Source organism: Butyrivibrio fibrisolvens (assembly GCF_023206215.1).
In the GTDB taxonomy this organism is placed as follows: domain Bacteria; phylum Bacillota; class Clostridia; order Lachnospirales; family Lachnospiraceae; genus Butyrivibrio; species Butyrivibrio fibrisolvens_C.
The window spans coordinates 1,639,504-1,657,850 of the sequence record NZ_CP065800.1; the positions used below are offsets into that span (position 1 = coordinate 1,639,504).

Annotated in this window: 12 protein-coding genes and 7 tRNA genes; 13 read left to right on the top strand and 6 right to left on the bottom strand. The window is 40.3% G+C overall.

The window, feature by feature from the left end:
* Positions 1-253: 253 nt before the first annotated feature.
* From I7804_RS06720 to rdgB, 3 genes are read left to right on the top strand one after another with little or no spacing between them, the layout of a single operon-like run.
* Positions 254-1,414, top strand: coding sequence for a THUMP domain-containing class I SAM-dependent RNA methyltransferase (locus I7804_RS06720; RefSeq protein ID WP_074755384.1), 1,161 nt, complete (start codon positions 254-256; stop codon positions 1,412-1,414).
* A complete protein-coding gene (locus I7804_RS06725) occupies positions 1,407-2,516 on the top strand; it encodes a hypothetical protein (RefSeq protein ID WP_248405575.1) in 1,110 nt (369 codons plus the stop codon). The genes I7804_RS06720 and I7804_RS06725 overlap by 8 nt, the downstream gene beginning before the upstream one ends.
* 29 nt (positions 2,517-2,545) lie before the next feature.
* A complete protein-coding gene (rdgB, locus tag I7804_RS06730) occupies positions 2,546-3,157 on the top strand; it encodes an RdgB/HAM1 family non-canonical purine NTP pyrophosphatase (protein ID WP_248405577.1) in 612 nt (203 codons plus the stop codon).
* 208 nt (positions 3,158-3,365) lie between these two features.
* Here rdgB and I7804_RS06735 read toward each other — a convergent pair.
* A tRNA-Leu gene (locus I7804_RS06735) sits at positions 3,366-3,447 on the bottom strand.
* 208 nt (positions 3,448-3,655) lie between these two features.
* Between I7804_RS06735 and I7804_RS06740 the strand changes: the two genes are divergently transcribed.
* From I7804_RS06740 to I7804_RS06765, 6 genes are all read left to right on the top strand, one after another.
* A tRNA-Pro gene (locus I7804_RS06740) sits at positions 3,656-3,730 on the top strand.
* Positions 3,731-3,767: 37 nt separating this feature from the next.
* Positions 3,768-3,838: transfer RNA gene (locus tag I7804_RS06745), tRNA-Gly, on the top strand.
* A 32-nt stretch (positions 3,839-3,870) separates the two neighbouring features.
* A tRNA-Arg gene (locus I7804_RS06750) sits at positions 3,871-3,944 on the top strand.
* 42 nt (positions 3,945-3,986) lie between these two features.
* A tRNA-His gene (locus I7804_RS06755) sits at positions 3,987-4,060 on the top strand.
* A 52-nt stretch (positions 4,061-4,112) separates the two neighbouring features.
* A tRNA-Gln gene (locus I7804_RS06760) sits at positions 4,113-4,184 on the top strand.
* Between the two features lie 48 nt (positions 4,185-4,232).
* Positions 4,233-4,305, top strand: a tRNA-Lys gene (locus tag I7804_RS06765).
* Between the two features lie 85 nt (positions 4,306-4,390).
* On the opposite strand, the gene I7804_RS06770 is transcribed toward I7804_RS06765, so the two are convergent.
* Positions 4,391-6,085 carry a GGDEF domain-containing protein gene (locus I7804_RS06770; protein WP_248405584.1) on the bottom strand — a complete coding sequence of 565 codons (1,695 nt, stop codon included), beginning with the start codon at positions 6,083-6,085 and terminating at the stop codon, positions 4,391-4,393.
* 7 nt (positions 6,086-6,092) lie between these two features.
* Positions 6,093-7,835 carry a GGDEF domain-containing protein gene (locus I7804_RS06775; protein WP_248405593.1) on the bottom strand — a complete coding sequence of 581 codons (1,743 nt, stop codon included), beginning with the start codon at positions 7,833-7,835 and terminating at the stop codon, positions 6,093-6,095.
* A 220-nt stretch (positions 7,836-8,055) separates the two neighbouring features.
* On the opposite strand from I7804_RS06775, the gene I7804_RS06780 reads away from it, so the two are divergent.
* On the top strand, positions 8,056-9,213 hold the full coding sequence (locus I7804_RS06780; protein ID WP_248405595.1) for a hypothetical protein: 1,158 nt from the start codon (positions 8,056-8,058) through the stop codon (positions 9,211-9,213).
* Here I7804_RS06780 and I7804_RS06785 read toward each other — a convergent pair.
* Together I7804_RS06785 and I7804_RS06790 are read right to left on the bottom strand one after the other, a co-directional pair.
* Positions 9,194-9,856, bottom strand: a complete 663-nt coding sequence (locus I7804_RS06785) for a hypothetical protein (protein ID WP_034464083.1) — start codon at positions 9,854-9,856, stop codon at positions 9,194-9,196. The genes I7804_RS06780 and I7804_RS06785 overlap by 20 nt on opposite strands.
* Before the next feature lie 2 nt (positions 9,857-9,858).
* Entirely contained in the window at positions 9,859-10,953 is a 1,095-nt protein-coding gene (locus I7804_RS06790) for a hypothetical protein (RefSeq protein ID WP_248405597.1), read from the bottom strand.
* 274 nt (positions 10,954-11,227) lie between these two features.
* Between I7804_RS06790 and I7804_RS06795 the strand changes: the two genes are divergently transcribed.
* From I7804_RS06795 to I7804_RS06805, 3 genes are all read left to right on the top strand, one after another.
* Complete coding sequence (locus I7804_RS06795; RefSeq protein ID WP_248405599.1) at positions 11,228-12,955, top strand: right-handed parallel beta-helix repeat-containing protein; 1,728 nt, start codon at positions 11,228-11,230, stop codon at positions 12,953-12,955.
* 133 nt (positions 12,956-13,088) lie between these two features.
* Positions 13,089-14,615, top strand: a complete 1,527-nt coding sequence (locus I7804_RS06800) for a Na+/H+ antiporter NhaC family protein (protein ID WP_248405601.1) — start codon at positions 13,089-13,091, stop codon at positions 14,613-14,615.
* Between the two features lie 533 nt (positions 14,616-15,148).
* A complete protein-coding gene (locus tag I7804_RS06805; RefSeq protein WP_248405603.1) occupies positions 15,149-16,135 on the top strand; it encodes an aldo/keto reductase in 987 nt (328 codons plus the stop codon).
* Between the two features lie 398 nt (positions 16,136-16,533).
* Here the strand turns inward: I7804_RS06805 and I7804_RS06810 are convergent, their stop codons facing one another.
* Positions 16,534-17,997, bottom strand: a complete 1,464-nt coding sequence (locus I7804_RS06810) for a carbohydrate-binding protein (RefSeq protein ID WP_248405605.1) — start codon at positions 17,995-17,997, stop codon at positions 16,534-16,536.
* Positions 17,998-18,347: the final 350 nt, after the last annotated feature.

The window sequence follows — 18,347 nt, forward strand, 5'->3', positions numbered from 1 at the left end:
TTTGTAACTGGGCTTTGTTATAAGTAAAGATATGCAGCTTAGTCTGCGCACGTGCTTACAAAAATGTCCCCAGTGTACATCACATATGATAGAATGTTAATCATAGCAGGTATTTATATGCCAAAATGCCGTAAATAATAGTTATAAAGGAATTAAGTTTGAAAGTGTTCCACTTTCAAACCCAAATTGATGGCGCGAGCTCCATCAATTTGAACCATTAGCTACTCGCTTAGCTCGTGACATGAGGTTAAGAATGAAATATTATGAACTAATAGCGCCCTGTCATATGGGACTTGAAGCAGTACTTAAAAGAGAGATAATAGACCTTGGCTATGATATTACAGAGGTTGCAGATGGAAGAGTATCTTTTCAGGGAGATGCAGACGCTGTATGCAGAGCCAATATATGCCTTAGAACCGCAGAGAGAATCCTTATCAAGATAGGATCATTTACTGCAACTACCTACGAAGAACTTTTTCAGGGAACCAAGGCACTTCCTCTTGATGAATTCATTCCAAAGGATGGAAAGTTCTGGGTCACCAAAGCTTCTACAGTTAAGAGCGCACTCTTTTCACCAAGTGATATTCAAAGGGTTATGAAAAAAGCCATGGTAGAGGGCATGAAGGAAGCTTATAACACTTCCATATTCCCTGAAGATGGCGAAGAATTCCCTATAAGAGTATTCCTTTATAAGGATGAAGTAACAGTAGCTCTTGATTCAACCGGTGTATCTCTTCATAAAAGAGGATACAGAAGGCTTGAATCTCAGGCTCCTATTGCGGAGAACCTTGCAGCAGCACTTATAATGCTGACTCCCTGGCATGCAGACAGGATACTTATTGATCCCTTCTGCGGATCAGGTACTATTCCGATAGAAGCAGCAATGATAGCAGCTAATATCGCACCTGGCGTTCACAGATCTTTTAATGCAGAGAAGTGGACTCACCTTATAACTCCTGGAAACTGGGCAGATGTAAGACAGGAATGCGAAGAAGAAGTTAATCTGGATGTAGTAACTGATATTCAGGGATACGATATCGATCCTGATGTCATTGAGATAGCAAGGATCAACGCAGATAAGGCAGGCGTTGGTGACCTTATCCACTTCCAGACAAGAGACGTGGCACAGCTTTCTCATAGAAAGAAATACGGATTTATCATCACAAACCCTCCATATGGTGAAAGAATTGGCGATAAATCAAATCTTTACAGCCTCTATCGCACCCTCGGACAGCGTTATAAAGCACTTGACGACTGGTCGATGTACATGATCACTTCCTTCGAGGAAGCACAGGATGCTATAGGCAAAAAGGCAGACAAGAACCGCAAGATCTACAATGGAATGCTTAAGACTTATTTCTACCAGTACATGGGGGCCAAGCCGCCACGTAGAAAGGACAGAACCAATGACTGAGGATATGGAAAAAGACACTGAGTGTGGGGCGGGGGAGCTTGCTATAGCCCTGGAGCAAAGAAGAAGTGACAGATATACAGTTCTTATGAAAAAAAATGCTATCGCATCTTCGATTTTCTCGATTACTGCTCTGGCATTCATGTTTGTATATCTAAGTACAAGAAGTGTAGTGATAAAGGATACGGCACAGGCCAGGGAAAGTGAGGCTTTTGAAGATAAAGTTGCACTTTCTGACAAGGCTTTTGCCATGACTTTGAAAGAAGAGGGAGACTGTATAAAGCTCTCTCTTCCCGAAGGAACCGATTCTGAAGATATAGTGATAGAAAATAAAGTCACAACGTGTCAGCTTCTTATAAGTATAGAAGAAGCTGATGACTTCTATACCGGTAATACGTCTGTTACAACTCCGGGCAATGTTACCGGATGTCTTTGCGTCCCTCAAAATGACAGCTCAGTAAGTCTTGAGTTTCAACTTGATGGAATATATGAATATACCAGTACTCTCGATGACGGAACATTGTCCGTATCTTTTGTAAATCCTCATGAAATATATGACAGAATAATATTGATAGATCCTGTTCTGGGAGACCTTCAGGATGGTGATGACGTAGAAAGTGATGCATCGTTATACGAAGCCCTTGCACTTAAAGACAGGCTGGAAAAAGAAAAAGTCAAAGCGTATCTTACAAGAACAGATGCAGGTGAGATTGAACTTGTCGATAAAAGAGCATTGATAGGTGAGCTTGATCCGGATCTTGTGATATGTATAGACACCGGCGCAGATACAGCTGTATATTACAACGATAATATATACCTAAGGGGATATGGCAATGATGACTTTGCCGGTCAGGTCCTTGCAGATATATCTTATGAGACATACGAAGTAGGACATACAGATAATATCATGGTTTATTCCCTGTCTGACCGCCCGTATGAGCTTATGACATATATAAGTGTTCCATCTGTACTTGTGACAGTTCCGGGGGCACCTGCGGTGTCTGAGGGCGTCTTGGAGGCATCCTATGATCATACATATCAGGATCAGGTGGCAACAGGACTATATAAAGCAGTCCTATACGCATACTCGGATATGAATAAATAAATATAAATGTATAAGGAGTAGTAATAGTAATGAGAATTGTTTTTGCAACAGGTAATAAGGACAAAATGCGCGAGATAAGGCAGATACTCGGAAGTCTTGGGATGGAGATCGTGTCTATGAAGGAGGCCGGAGTATTTGAAGATGTAGAAGAAAACGGTACTACTTTTTCTGAGAATTCCGTAATCAAGGCATCAGCTATAGCTAATAAGCTTCATGAACTTGGAGATAATGATTCGATCGTCCTTGCAGATGATTCGGGGCTTGAGATCGATGCACTCGGGGGAGAACCGGGTATCTATTCAGCCCGCTATATGGGCAAGGATACTCCGTATCCCGTAAAAAATGCAAAGATCATAGAAAGACTTGAAGGAGTAGAAGATAAAGACCGCACTGCACGCTTCGTATGCGCCGTCTCAGCCGTTTTGCCAAACGGTAAGGTACTTACATCAGTTAAGACCATGGAGGGCATCATAGGCCACGAGATAGCCGGTGAGAATGGTTTTGGATATGATCCTATATTCTTCCTGCCACAGTTTGGCAAAACTTCTGCCCAGATATCTCCGGAAGAGAAAAATTCTATCAGTCACAGAGGAAAAGCTTTGAGGGATATGGAAGAGCTTCTTGCCAAAGAACTTGGGTAAAAAAGATAAAAATAGAGATTGAAAATAGATTCAGGAAAAAAGCCTGGAAAAGAATTTGAAAATGGATTCAGGAAAAAGCCTGGAAAAGAATTTGAAAATGGATTCAGGTAAAAGCTTAGAAAAGAACTTGAAGTTAGATCTTGAATATCTTGAATAGAAAAGGCCCTGCAGAAAAAATCTGCAGGGCCTTAAACAGCTTGATACTGAGTGCGGATAGAGGGACTTGAACCCTTACACCTTACGGTACAGGAACCTAAATCCTGCGCGTCTGCCAATTCCGCCATATCCGCATAGAAAGTATTTTATAATACGCGCGATTGCCTGTCAATCACTAGGAAAAAAGATTGTCGCAAATTTTGGATAAATACGATATAATGTTCATAATTGAACGAGTAAAAATTTTTCAAAAAAGTGTTGACAATATTCGAAGAACGAATATATAATAGTCCTTGCGTTGCGGCGCTGATGAGTTTCACAGCAAGCCCGAAACAAAAGAAACGGGGTGTGGCTCAGTTTGGCTAGAGCGCCTGGTTTGGGACCAGGAGGCCGCAGGTTCGAATCCTGTCACCCCGACTCGTTCATTAGAGTCTGTAACGCAAAGTTTTACCAAGCAGGTGTAGTTCATTGGTAGAACACCAGCCTTCCAAGCTGGATAGGTGGGTTCGATTCCCATCACCTGCTCTTGCATATAACTTTTATGTTTTATGCAGCGTGTGTCCGTAGCTCAGCTGGATAGAGCAACGGCCTTCTAAGCCGTGGGTCGGGGGTTCGAATCCCTTCGGGCACACTCCTTCATACAGATACTCCACTGTCCGTATGAAGAAATATGGTGGCTATGGCGCAGTTGGTTAGCGCGCCAGATTGTGGTTCTGGAGACCGTGGGTTCGAGTCCCACTAGCCACCCTGAACTGTTGCGACAGCGAGAGAGCCATTTAATCGCTATGGTACCTAATAATGGGCTATCGCCAAGCGGTAAGGCACAGCACTTTGACTGCTGCATTCACCAGTTCGAATCTGGTTAGCCCAGCTAGATATTATACTTCTTAGAAATTCAATGAGAAGTTTAATAATATATGAGATACTAGCTCAGTTGGTAGAGCACTTGACTTTTAATCAAGTTGTCGAGGGTTCGATTCCCTCGTGTCTCATTTATAAGTTCCCGATTAACTGTCATAGTTGATCGGGTTTATTATTATTATTATTATTATTCTATAGGTAAATCAACCAGTTAATCTAATACTTCTGGGACTTTCGTGCTTCATGCTGCGCTCTCTTAAGCTTGTACATCCTTGCATCTGCTTCCATATATACTTCATGAGCATTTGCTCCGGCTGGAAGTTCATGTCTGTAGCAGATTCCGTAAGCAACACTGTGATCAAATCCCGTCTCTTTCTCCTTTGCTCTTAAGAGCTTATTCATATGTTCTATATGACTGTCTAGGTAGTTTTCATCAGGAATATTCTTAAGGATAACTACAAATTCATCACCGCCGGTCCTAGCCCTGAAGAAAGGGTCAGGGAAGCATACATTAAGAACATTTGTGAAGTTCTGAAGAAGCTCATCTCCGGCTTTATGGCCTTTGGAGTCATTGACCTCCTTAAGCCCGTTAAGGTCCATAGACATGATAAGATAATCGTCATTTGTTTCATCCAGCTGCATTGTCTCTTTGTCGCAGGAAGCTCTGTTAGGAAGCCCTGTAAGAGAGTCTTTGTACGCAAGTGAAGACAGCGCCATTTCTTTTTTCTTCATAGGGTCAGCATTGGACAAAGTAACCATGAAAGTCATAACACGGGATGCAACGAATACGATACCACCCAAACCTATGAATATAGACGCTGCGTTATTAAATTCTCTTGCCTGATTTCTGTCTAATGCAAAGAATATAGAAGCGATGATAAGACATATGGACAGAGTATTAAGTCCTGCTATCTGAACCTTGTCATAAGTTGATGCCTTACGCCTTCTAAGATAGAACACAGAATACATCATAAAACCTATGACACTGATTGCATAAATGATCGCGATTGGCTTTGAAAAAGTATTGATATATCTGATCCTTGTAAAATGGCATATGCCAAAAATAACTTCAATAGCACATACACCCAGAATATAGCTTGCAGCTATCCTGTTATGGAGAATATGGCATATAGTACAGAAAAGGAGCATTATCAGGGGGAGAGATATATATAAAAGAGTATATTCATATAAGGCCGGCCTTGTAGTATTGGTCATGAAGATGATGTTGATCCTCTGGGAAGTGAGTATCCATGCTCCTCCGCATACGCATAGTATAGAAGACCTTATCTGGCTTGCAAGCCCCCTTATCCTTACTGCAAAGAACAGTGATATGAGAAAATAGATTACGCCAAACATACACATAAAGGTACCCAGAAATACAGACAGAGCTCTGTCCCAGGTATATCCTCTGGATAGATCGTTGAAATTACCAAAAGAAGGCGTATAGATTATAGTTTTAGAACCTGACTGTGATACTATCATCTCAATAGAGAGCTCTTTTCCTTCATATTCATCGTAAGGAAGAGTTATGAAATTCACATCTTTAGGCAGAAAATCACCATTTTTTGCTTCTTCAAGCCTTCTTTCATATATAGGAGTACCATCAAGGGATATTGTATAACCTACAAACTGAGTAGCCAGCATAAGAGTAGGAAAGTCGTATTTTTTGTCCGGAAGACTGAAGGTTACAATAATACGGTCTCCGCGGTTAAAAGAGTAGGAGTCTGTAAAGGCATTGATCTTCTCTGCACTGGACCTTCCTCTGTAGACATTGTTTAAAGTGACATACAGGCGATCTTCCTCTATAACAGGCGCAGTATTCTCACTATGGAGGATTATCTGAGACATAAACAGAGTAGTGAACAGTATTAAGATGAACCACAATATAACATTTATATTTTTGACCGTCATAGAAACCTCATGCCTTTTTATTACTGTTTTCCTGATGTCTTTTTCTTTTCATTTCATACATTCTTATATCAGCAATAGTATATATCTTCTCAGCATCCTGCCCGGGGAATTCCATATCAGATGCGATACCATATGAAAATCCATAAGTAATCCCGGCCTGTCCGAAATGAGCACGGGAGAATTTGGTCTGCAGGTCTTTCATTCTGGAGTTTGCATCTACAAGATTCTGGCCATACAGTATGACAATGAACTCATCGCCTCCCATACGACCTGTTATATCAGTAGATCTGAAGGAACTACTGAGCATATCTGCAAATAACTTAAGATATTTGTCGCCCGCGTCATGTCCATAAGCATCATTGATAGTTTTTAGGTTATCAAGGTCGATGGATATGATCATATAGTTTCTATGGTCACTTCCTGCAATCAGCATCTCTTCCTGACACCTTGCTCTGTTGGAAAGACCTGTCAGAGGATCATAATATGCCAGACCGCTAAGAAACTGCTGCCTGTTCAAGGATTCTATGGAATAGATCTGGTACTCAAAATATCCTATGAAGAGGAATATGACAAAAATAAGAGATCCAAAGGAAAGAAGACTAAGGTTAAGATTTGCCTCTCCTTGCGGCGATGTAAATTTCAGCACATTAAAGATGATGATCTCAGTAAGAGCACATACTATGAAGATGCTAAGACCAAGAAGGAGGGTCTGAAAAGATACCACATCAGGATCATTTTTTTTCTTGCCCCTGGAAGTATACAGAAGATATATAGCTGAAGTAAAGGCAAGAGGAGCCTCAATACCGCACAGGATATGGATCGTAAGTGTGTGTGTTGAGAAAAGTGAGATTCCGGCAAAATGAGCGATTATAAAATAGATGAATATACAAATATCTATAGCTGTAGCAATCTTAAATATGATCTTGATCCTTCTTAGTGGCATTATACCCGCTACATATGCACACAGAACTGCAGGTATCAGATAGAAAGATATGTATTCCAAAATGGTATTAACTATCATCCTTGATGAAAAATAGTTGAATATATCTGAAGATGCCAGTATATATACCCCGAGAACTATTGAGATAAGTGCTCCAAGAAATACCCTTTTATAATCAGATTTGTTGAAAATAAGATAAGGAGTGAGGGCGCAGAAAGTAACGCCAAGACTGCACAAAAAGATACCTACATAGAACTGCAGTCTCATGGCATCAGACCGCATGGACAGAAGATCTTTTCTAAGACCTATATAAATAGTATCAAAGCCTGAAAAGGCGCTGTCCTGTCCGGCAGTAAAATAGACACTGAGCATCCTGCCCGGGTAACTGTCAGGAAGAGGGACATAGACATATCCCATGGGAATGATGCGATGTTCATTCAGAAGATCAGAAGCATAATCATATATAAGTTCATCATCCAGATAGACTTTTAGACTTGCATGAACGGTTTTGATCAAAAGGCACGCAGACCTTATACCATAATCATCTAATTTGTGCATCAAAATGAAGGTATCACCTGTATCTGCAACCTTAATATCAGCCTGAGATAAGGCAATATCATCTCTGGTTTCGCCGTCATAAATGATACTCCATCCATTAGTAAGCGCTATGATGTCATTTTCGTATTTAGATGGGAAAGACCCCGGAAAAAGGGTATAAAGCAATCCACCGGCAGTTATAACGGCAAGGATTATGTAGATAGCCAATTTATTTCTGTCAGTATATTTTGTAATCATGATAGTATTAATCATACAACTTTAATTCCTCGCCTGCAATGCTTCAAAATGTCATGTCATCGTTTATTTTTGACCTTTTATAGCGCAGAGCATATAATGATAGAGGGTCAATGTGATTACAGTAAAAGGACTCCTTTTAAAGGAGTCCTTTTAAGTTACAATAAAGATTTCGCATATAAAATACACCTTTGGCAGATATGCTATATCATTAACATATGACTTTTAGAGGGATTTTATGAAGAAAACTTATACCAGATCATCATACCGGAAAATATCATTCATACTTGCAGCAGTCTGTGCCTTATCCTTGTCAGGATGCGGGCTTGGCGACTTAGACGATGATACAATAGATTATGACAAGGTCTATCAGTCAGGCTATGACGATGGCTATAACGAAGCATACTATTCAGGCTATGATGAAGGCTATGGAGACGGTTTTGAAGCAGGGTCTTTGGAAGAAGCGTCAGAAGATAGCTGGGAATACTGGGACGATGATGAATACAATGAATGGGATGAAGATGACTACCGCGACGATGATGACGATTCATGGGGAGGCCGCGGCTATGAAGACAATAGCTATGACGATGATGAATACTATGAACCATATGAGTCAACAGGCGGAACAGGAGTATTCAAGAATGATAACGGAAGTAGCGATACTCTGACCGGCAATATTCCTGTTATCTCAATATATGTCAATGATGCCAATTATACCTGGGGCGACTCTAAGAAAGACAATAAGACATACACTCACACCTATGAGTATCTTGGCATAGCCTGCAATTTCCTTATGGATGAAGCACAAAAGTGGGGACAGGAGCTTAATCTCATCTACGATTATTATGAAGATGAAGATCTTGGATATTCACTTACTATAGAATCTGACGCAGTCAAGGACTATTATTCTGCAGATCACGAGATCTGGTATTTTATAGAGAACAGCATAGATGTAGGCGCTATTCAGAAGAGGTACGATGCAGACAGTGTTGCCATCATGGTTTATATAAATACTGACAAGTCTATCGAAGAAGTGTCCTGCACTACCTGCTATTATGGAATGTACGCTCTGGACAGCGTGTATGAATTTTCCTACATGTTCATGCACAGCAACTATGAAGAAGAGACCCCGGCTGCATTTGCTCACGAGATGATGCACCAGTTCGGCGCGATTGACCTTTATCAGGAAGATGAAGAGATAGGACTCTCTGAAGAAGAGATAGGCATCATAGAGTCAGACTATCCCAATGACATAATGTATACAACCTATGATGAAGTTACCTGGATCCCCATCTATGATGAAATAACCAATGAGATCTCAGAACTTGATGCCTATTACATCGGCTGGACTGATCACGCAGATCTTGTAGATGAGTTCAATCTTCAGAAACGCTGACATTAACAGGCAGAAGATCATTTATAAATCTTGCTTTATTATATAATTCCATACCATACATACTTATCTGCGTAACATTATCATCCTCGAGTACACATCTCGCCATATCTTTAAGGCTTGTACCGGGGATGATTTTTTGTAACTCATTTTTGTAAAAAGATATATAGGGCATCCTTGATGCTGCTACGCCGGCAGCAAGTAAAGGGCGCAGGATCCCTGCAGCATCGGCTTTTTCTTTGCTTAGTACCAGCAGAGTCAACGGAATGTTTCCTTCACGTCCCTTGTATATCTTATCAGGATGAATGCAGTCTTTATAATATCTGATCGGCCTGTTATCATCCTCTTTCAAAGAGTAAGCCTTAACAAGGCGTTTTATCTTCTCGCTATCTCCTGAGCAGTCAGTCAGGATTATCTCATAGAGCTTATAATCCTGAGTCAGGAGGTTGTTTATATAAGTGAAGGGATAGTCGTCAGCTCTTGCAATCACAGATATAGGAAAAAAGAAATCGTGATCAAGCCTCTTGTGCATGAGCTTTATCTGACGCTCTTTGCGAACAGGAAGATAGCTCTTTAATGAAAAATAAAAAAATGAGATTGAGAAGATAAGGAGTATTAGCGATACAATAAATAATATTGTTTTCATGATCATATCCCTCTATCGAGTGCCATTTGAAGTTCATCAATTGCATAGCTTAGTTCTTCCATAGCAAAAGCATCCTTGCTTGCTTCAAGCTCATTGATCTTATTTTGACTGATCCTAAGCTTTGAAAGCGATTTGGAGCTGTTAATACGTACATACCACCATTTTGAATGAATTGACTCAAGGAGACAATCTATAGCTTCATTATTGCCGTCATGATCATCATAGTCCCCTAAAGCAGAAGCTGCTACAGAAGCAGGCTCCCATACATCGGAATTGGCACAGGAGTTTATTATCTTTATGAGGACTTTGTTAACTTTTTTGCCTGGCTTTTTTGCAAAAAGTCTTATGGCTGAGCATCTTATATCGGTATCTGTCTCTTCATTACAGGCCATCTCCATGAATCTTTCGTCATGATCGTGAATCTCTGCATATCTCATGAAATTGATGATCGCAATCTTGCAATGTTTATCAAAAGAATCAAAAACATTCATAAGACATCTGGATAGTAAGATCTTGTCTCCTGTAAAAGTAAGGAGTCCATCAGCAAGGAGTCTTTCGTTATGATAGAACCTCTTTTTATTGATAGTATGGAAAGCGTCTATTACAAGAGATTCATCTCCGAAACTGTATATTGCAAGAAGAGCATTCTGACGCAGATAGACAGAGTCTTTAGTAAGGTAGGAGAGCATAGTCTTTTTATAGATTCCGTTATGCTCTTTATCTGTTATCTGGAAGGTTGATATAGTATAGGCAAAAAAGCTCCTAAGATCATCCGATACACTTCCAAATAGTGAACAGAAGGCTCTTTCGTTTCGGTATAGGATGCCAAAGGCAGCAGAAAGACTCTCAACCGATTCAAAGGCTACATCAGCAAATGCAGCCAGATTCTCAGGATTGAGAAATAGACGAATTATCCCATCCGGGATAGTTCCATTACTGTTTTCGTATTTTGTGAGTAACAGACGCCAACGCATATGCCTTCTTGCACTTTTTCTTGCAAGAGATGCTTTATTGCCTGACGTCCATTCATTTAATATAAGTCCGGACGCAATCAACGCTAAACTGATAAGAGTTATTATGATCACAGGTATTGGCATAGTTCCTCCTTAATGCGCATTCACCAAAGAAGACTATCATGCTTTGCATATCAATATTAAAGATCTGATCAGGAACAAAGTGTGAAACCAAGGTTGTATTACTTTGTAAAAAAAATACGAGTTATACAACATTAATTATCGGAATTATGAACATTTTTATTAATATCTATTGTATTATAAATAGTATAGATATTAAGTGAATTTTTCCTATACAAGATGTAAACAATCAACCCCATATCATTAGCTTTTTTTGATCAAGTATTAAGGAGGCTTTATGAAGAAAAAGATCATAGTTGCTGCGCTGATGAGTCTGATGCTCTTTGCAACATCCTGCGGCTCGATTGATAATACCTTAGAGTCTGACCCGGATGAAAACACAGAAGAATCTAAAAAGGATGAAGATGATAAGGAGACTGATGAGGAAGATGACAAGAATAAAGATTCTACCAAGGACAGTCAAAAGCCCTTGACTATAGTTAATCACCTTGTTACGGCGGCTTTTGAAGAAAATGAATCTCTTACATCCGCAGGGACATATCCTGAGATAATAGTCAATGAAGACTTTATGATGGATTATCCTAAGTTCTGGGCAGCTATGACCAATTATAGTGATTCTATAGCTGAATCTTCCAAGGATGACATAAGCTATTTTGGATATGGAACACCAAGAGAAGATAATGATTCATATCAGTATGATGTGGGCGTAGAAGTCCTTAGATTTGATGATAAGATATTTGCTCTCAAAGTATCAGAGAACTACTACTGGTCATATTCTGAAGAAGAGACTAAGTATTCATATCTGGTGACTTATGATATAAACACGGGAAAGAGGATATGGTCAGATGCCTATATCTCAAACAAGGAAGGCTTGGGACAGATACTATATGATGCTGTAGTTGCAACTTATCCAAGGGAAAAAGACCTTGTTAATGAGACCGTCGAAGACGGAAGCCCTATGGCTTTATACTATATCAATGATATGGTGGAGTATGATTATCTTCCTTGCTATATCCAGGGAGATCAGTTTATCGTCCATTTTAATTCATATTCTATCATGTACAACGATAACGAATATGAGATAACGATCCCTGTTGATGATCTTAAGGACTATCTCAATCAGGATTATCTGCCTGATACAACAGGCAATCTGGAAGATGTGATCGAGTTTGTAGAGGCTAATGACGATGTACTTGAGGGCCATTTATATACATATGATGATGGCGGAAACAGCTATGAAGAACAGGAAGAGATCCATGTATCAACTCCGGAAGAGTTTGTAGATGCGATTGCTCCAAACACACGCATAATCATGGAACCTGGCAAGTATGATATCAGTGACTATGTCCTTGAGCCTACAAGTGATTTTCTTGAAGGGCATCCATACTGGGGATATTCAAACTGGATGGATGAGTACGGACCAAGCGGCGTCTACAATATGACCATAGAAGGAAGTGACCCGGATGACAGACCTGAGATAGTAATTAATAGTGCTTATGATGATGTGCTTTCGATCATTAATAGCAACAACATTACCCTTAATAATCTTATTATTGGACATGATGTAGAAAAAGGGACATGTTCTGCCAATGTACTTGCACTTTATTCATCCAATGGCATAAGCTGTGACAATCTTGATCTGTACGGCTGCGGAGCATATGGACTTTTCTGTAAGGAAAGCTACAACGTATATATGTATGATTCCTGCATACATGACTGCACATATGGAATCATAGAAGTTATGGGTGATTCTACAGAATTGTACTTCTATGATTGCGAGTTCGTAGACAATGAGGAGTATACGCTCATAGAAAATGCATATAACAGCGGTTATCTGTATTTTACAGGTTGCAAGTTTGATGATAATAAAGGTGACCTGTTCAGTATATATTCAGAGCCTGATCAGATCACATTCACAGATTGCGAATTTGGAGATGAAGAGTCGGAGTTTTTGAATGAACATTTTGATATGATCTTGTACTACGAAGATGGCGGAGCAGGCTGATATTTTGAAAAAATGTATAATATGGGCAAAAAAACAGTGCATGAATATGCAAAAATATGCAACTTTATCCTATTAAATTGTGTTATACTTACTATTTGTGAATGACTAAAGTTACAAAACAGGAGGATTTAAAATGTTCGTTAACTCGTTTTGGGCACTTCTCCCCCCAATTATTGCAATTGTTCTTGCACTGATCACTAAGGAAGTATATTCTTCACTGATGATAGGTATAATTACAGGAGGCCTTTTATATTCAGGCTTTAATCCTGTCGGAGCTATGAATCATATCTTTGTCGATGGCATGATAGCTCAGCTTTCGGATCCATGGAATGTTGGAATTCTTATATTCCTTGTAGTACTTGGAAGTATAGTCATGCTCATGAACAGAGCCGGAGGCTCGGCTGCCTTTGGAAGATGGGCCAGTACTCATGTTAAGACAAGGCTTGGAGCACAGCTTGCTACTATAGCACTTGGAACTCTTATTTTTATCGATGACTATTTTAACTGTCTTACAGTAGGATCTGTTATGCTTCCTGTAACTGACAAGCACAAGGTATCAAGAGAGAAGCTTGCATATCTTATTGATGCAACTGCAGCTCCTGTCTGCATCATAGCACCTATATCTTCATGGGCGGCAGCAGTCACCGGATTTGTAGAAGGTGCCAATGGACTTGAACTGTTCATCCGTGCAATTCCATATAACTTCTACGCTTTTCTTACATTTGTAATGATGATCACTATAGCTGTAGGAGGATTTGATTATGGCAAGATGGCACAGGCAGAGAAGCAGTGCGGTATCACAACTTCTCCTGACGGAAGCCTCAAGCACCCCAGCCTTACAGGTGCAGAAGATCAGCCCAATCCGCCTATATCTCAAAAAGGTAGAGTTATCCACCTTGTACTTCCTATATTTGCACTTATCATCTGCTGCATTATAGGTATGATCTACACAGGCGGATTCTTTGACGGAGAAGGCTTCGTTACAGCTTTTTCCAATGCTGATGCTTCTACAGGTCTTGTATTTGGATCTATGGCAGCTCTTCTTATAACGATTTTGTTCTATCTTGCTACAAGAGTGCTTGATTTTAATGAATGCATGAATGCAATACCTGAAGGCTTCAAGAGTATGGTTCCTGCTATCCTTATCCTGACACTTGCATGGACACTTAAGTCCATGACAGATTCACTTGGTGCATCTGAATATGTTGGAGGTCTTGTAGAGCAGGTCGCAGAAAATGGTATGGTGATGGGTCTTCTACCTGCATTTGTATTTATCATAGGTGCATTTCTTGCATTTGCTACAGGTACATCCTGGGGAACTTTTGGTATGCTGATTCCTATCGTAGTAAGCGCATTCCACAGTGATATCAATAATGAGCTCATGATAATTGCGATATCTGCCTGCATGGCTGGAGCTGTATGCGGAGATCACTGCTCACCTATATCAGATACGACTATCATGGCATCTGCAGGCGGACAGTGCGAGCATATAAAGCACGTATCAACCCAGCTTCCATATGCTATTACAGTAGCTGCAGTATCAGTATTTTGCTATATCCTTGCAGGATTTGTACGTAACTGGCTTGTAACACTCCCTGTCAGCATCGCAGCTATGGTTGTAGTCCTTCTTGCAATTAAGAATTTCACTAAGTCAAAATAATTATTTGTCATTTATAGATCAGAAACCTGCAGTTGTGCAGGTTTCTGTTTTTTTACACGCATATTAAAGCATTAAACTCAAACTTCGCACTTGCCAAACATACGCCACCCTTTGAGGCAACGCCGATGCGGATAGTTTATAATGCATTTTCATATCTTGAAGGTGTTATAATTCAGGGCATGATATCTGGATTTTTATATTCTAGGGTCTGAAACTCGCTTCGCTCAGACATGCAGACCCTAAGAAGAATATAAAAATCCATCTCTCATGCTCCTGAATTTTATAACACCTTCAAAAGATATGAAAATGCATTATAAACTATCCGCATCAGCGATGCCTCAAAGGGTGGCGTATGTTTGGCAAGTACGAAGTTTGAACATTAAATTTAAATGGATATAAATAAATAATGTTGGGTAAAAAATGATTAGAAAACCTCAGCTTTGTCAGATATAATTTTAGTGTATTTAAGATCACATACGAAAAACATATATCAGTTTGTAATAATTGATGATTAAAAAGAAGGGGTGCATGAAATGTACAAGGCAGATGAAAAAAGATACGACAAGATGAAGTATTTAAGATGCGGTAAAAGCGGCTTTTTTCTTCCGAGGGTGTCTCTGGGATTGTGGCATAATTTTGGTTCTGTAGATAAGTTTGAGAATATGTTGGATATGGTTCATACAGCATTCGATAATGGTATCACTCATTTTGACCTTGCCAATAACTATGGACCTGTATACGGCTCTGCTGAAGAGAACTTTGGAAGGATCCTAGATAAGGATATGCGTCCTTATAGAGATGAGATGGTCATATCTACTAAGGCCGGCTATGATATGTGGCCGGGACCGTACGGTGATCACGGATCAAGGAAATATCTCATGGCAAGTCTTGATCAGTCTCTTAAGAGATTAAATCTTGACTATGTAGATATCTTCTATCATCATAGACCTGATCCTGATACACCCCTTGAAGAAACTATGGAAGCGTTGTCTGATATCGTAAGATCAGGTAAGGCTCTGTATGTAGGAATATCCAATTATAATTCTGAGCAGACAAGGGCAGCAGCCAAGATTCTTAAAGAGAATCATACACCTCTTCTTATAAATCAGGTTGTCTATAACATGTTCAATCGCTGGACAGAAGATGACAAGCTTCAGGATACCTGCAGGGAAGTTGGCGCAGGCATGATATGCTTCTCGCCTCTTGCTCAGGGCCTTCTGACAGACAGATATCTTAATGGAATCCCGGAGGATAGCAGGGCCAAGCGCAATCACTTCCTTCACGAAGATCAGATAACTGATGAAGTTATAGACAAGGTCAGAAAGCTTAAAGAGATTGCAGAAGGAAGAGGACAGACTCTTGCGGAAATGGCACTGTCCTGGATTCTTAGAAGAGACAAGGTTACATCAGTACTTGTAGGTGCCAGCAGACCTTCCCAGATCCTAGACAACATCAAGATGATCGAACACCTTGAGTTTACTGACGACGAACTTGATGCGATCGACAAGATTTTGAAATAAATATTACTAACTGAAACCCACTTGGAAGGGCCGGCATCCCCAAAGTCTTTACAGGGGCAGGCAGTATATATATCATTACCATGCTGTTAATAGTTTTATAATCCATGGCATGATATCTGGAGCTTTCCATTCTGGGGTCCAAACTCGCTTCGCTCAGACAGGTGGACCCCGGGCAGAATGAAAATCTCCATCTATCACGCTCATGGATTTAATAAAACTATTAAAAGCATGGTAATGATATATATACTGCCTGCCCCTGTAAAGACTTTGGGGATACCGGCCCTTCCAAGTGGGTAGTTTGAGTTATATATAAAAAGAGGTTGAAGATTCGTTCTTCAACCTCTTTTGCCTACGAGGAAATATTTTGCCCTTAGCGATCCGGCATGATCTTGGGGCTATTATTCAACAGTTACGTAGATAGAGTCACCGATGCTACCTGTTCCGATGAGACCGAATTCGATGGTCTGACCGTTTTCTAAGTGAGTATTCCATGAAAGAGGAGTTATTACGTAGTAGTCGCCTTCTTCTGTGATGTTCACGCACCAGCTTGAATCGATGCTTACCTGATCTTTTCTGACTCTAACTGTCCATCCGTCTACAGCTGATCCTGTGTTGTTAGTTACCTTGAAGTTTACAAGATATCCTGTTCCCCAGCTGTTTATTGTATATGTTACATCCTTGCCTTCTGTAGTGGAAGGATTCTCAGGCTGCTGAGGCTGGTCAGGATTCTCAGGCTGCTGAGGCTGGTCAGGATTCTCGGGCTGCTCTGGCTGATCAGGATTCTCGGGCTGCTCTGGCTGATCAGGATTCTCGGGCTGCTCTGGCTGATCAGGGTTTTCAGGCTGCTGAGGTTGATCAGGATTTTCTGGCTGATCAGGGGTTTCAGGCTGCTGAGGCTGATCAGGATTTTCAGGCTGGTCAGGATTCTCAGGCTGTTCAGGAGTCTGATGAGCAGGAAGGATCTTGAAAGAGTCAAGATCTACTGTATGACCGTTAGCTACAAGATAGAGATCATGTGTGCCTGTAAGATCTGATGTAAGCTTGACACCTGATTCCTTAAATGAAGCACCTGTTACATTGATCTTAGCAATAGGAGCTGAGTCAAGGCTGTCAACATATACATCGAGAGATACCTTAGGCTTTGAAGCTCTTGCTGTTGCAAGGATACCGCTGATACCATTAGAAAGATCTACATTTTTTACAACGATATAACCATTTACTCTGATGGCCTGATATGTTACACCATCAGCAGACAGTACTACTGCAGCATTGGCCTGTGTAGCATTCTCAGCTTCAACTCCTGCGTAAGCATCTACAGAAGCTGCAGGCTGCTCAGGCTGTGTGGGCTGATCAGGGTTTTCAGGCTGTGTGGGATCTTCCGGAGTCTCTATATCAGTAAGAGGTGCTGCGGACCAGCTATCTATAGATACATTACCTACAGAACCTACGAATGTGATAGTCTCGTTATCGCCTACAAGATTCTTTACGTTAGCTGTAAATGTCTGGTACTCACCATCTGTACTCTTTAACTTGATGTTACCAAGAGATTCACCGCTTGCATTTCCTTTTCTTACCTCGATAACGCTCATTCCTTCACTCTTAGCTGTTATAGTGATGGATGCAAGGCCTGATGAGAAGTCACAAGTCTTAACTGTGAAGTAGTCGCCCTTTTCAATACCTGATACAACTTTTCTTCCGTCAGCTTCTGTTGCGATATCTACGCCTGATGAGCCGAAATTAACCTCGGCTTCTACACCATTATATGGATGCATATGTGGAGCGGCGTTTGATTGAAGCGCCGGTGCGGTACTAAGACCTGCAGCCAGCATCATAGATAATACTACAGGGAATTTTCTTTTCATGTATATGTCTCCTTTATTCAATAATGTTTGTAGTAATAATTTCGAAATTATTTCTCACATGCAATGCGATTGTAACATTCATGTAACATTATAACAATCTAATTATTGCTTATTTACAATTGCGTAAAAAAGTTCAAATTCAGATGGTCATATATTGCTATTTTATATTGAATTATAAGTGTTTAAGTATACAATTAGCATACTTTTAAGAATAAATTAAATAACGTAATAATTCTTAAAAATTGCTATTTCCTACTCATGTCTTGCGCCCTCAAACATGAGCAAATTCGCACTACATGCTGCTTTGCTCTTGTTTGGCGGGTCATAAATTCATATTCGATTTCAAGCAA

Bases quoted from the DNA above. Each gene is read 5' to 3' on its own strand.
- I7804_RS06720 (WP_074755384.1), top strand. From the start codon at position 254: ATGAAATATTATGAACTAATAGCGCCCTGTCATATGGGACTTGAAGCA.
- I7804_RS06725 (WP_248405575.1), top strand. From the start codon at position 1,407: ATGACTGAGGATATGGAAAAAGACACTGAGTGTGGGGCGGGGGAGCTT.
- rdgB (WP_248405577.1), top strand. From the start codon at position 2,546: ATGAGAATTGTTTTTGCAACAGGTAATAAGGACAAAATGCGCGAGATA.
- I7804_RS06770 (WP_248405584.1), bottom strand. From the start codon at position 6,085: ATGACGGTCAAAAATATAAATGTTATATTGTGGTTCATCTTAATACTG.
- I7804_RS06775 (WP_248405593.1), bottom strand. From the start codon at position 7,835: ATGATTAATACTATCATGATTACAAAATATACTGACAGAAATAAATTG.
- I7804_RS06780 (WP_248405595.1), top strand. From the start codon at position 8,056: ATGAAGAAAACTTATACCAGATCATCATACCGGAAAATATCATTCATA.
- I7804_RS06785 (WP_034464083.1), bottom strand. From the start codon at position 9,856: ATGAAAACAATATTATTTATTGTATCGCTAATACTCCTTATCTTCTCA.
- I7804_RS06790 (WP_248405597.1), bottom strand. From the start codon at position 10,953: ATGCCAATACCTGTGATCATAATAACTCTTATCAGTTTAGCGTTGATT.
- I7804_RS06795 (WP_248405599.1), top strand. From the start codon at position 11,228: ATGAAGAAAAAGATCATAGTTGCTGCGCTGATGAGTCTGATGCTCTTT.
- I7804_RS06800 (WP_248405601.1), top strand. From the start codon at position 13,089: ATGTTCGTTAACTCGTTTTGGGCACTTCTCCCCCCAATTATTGCAATT.
- I7804_RS06805 (WP_248405603.1), top strand. From the start codon at position 15,149: ATGTACAAGGCAGATGAAAAAAGATACGACAAGATGAAGTATTTAAGA.
- I7804_RS06810 (WP_248405605.1), bottom strand. From the start codon at position 17,997: ATGAAAAGAAAATTCCCTGTAGTATTATCTATGATGCTGGCTGCAGGT.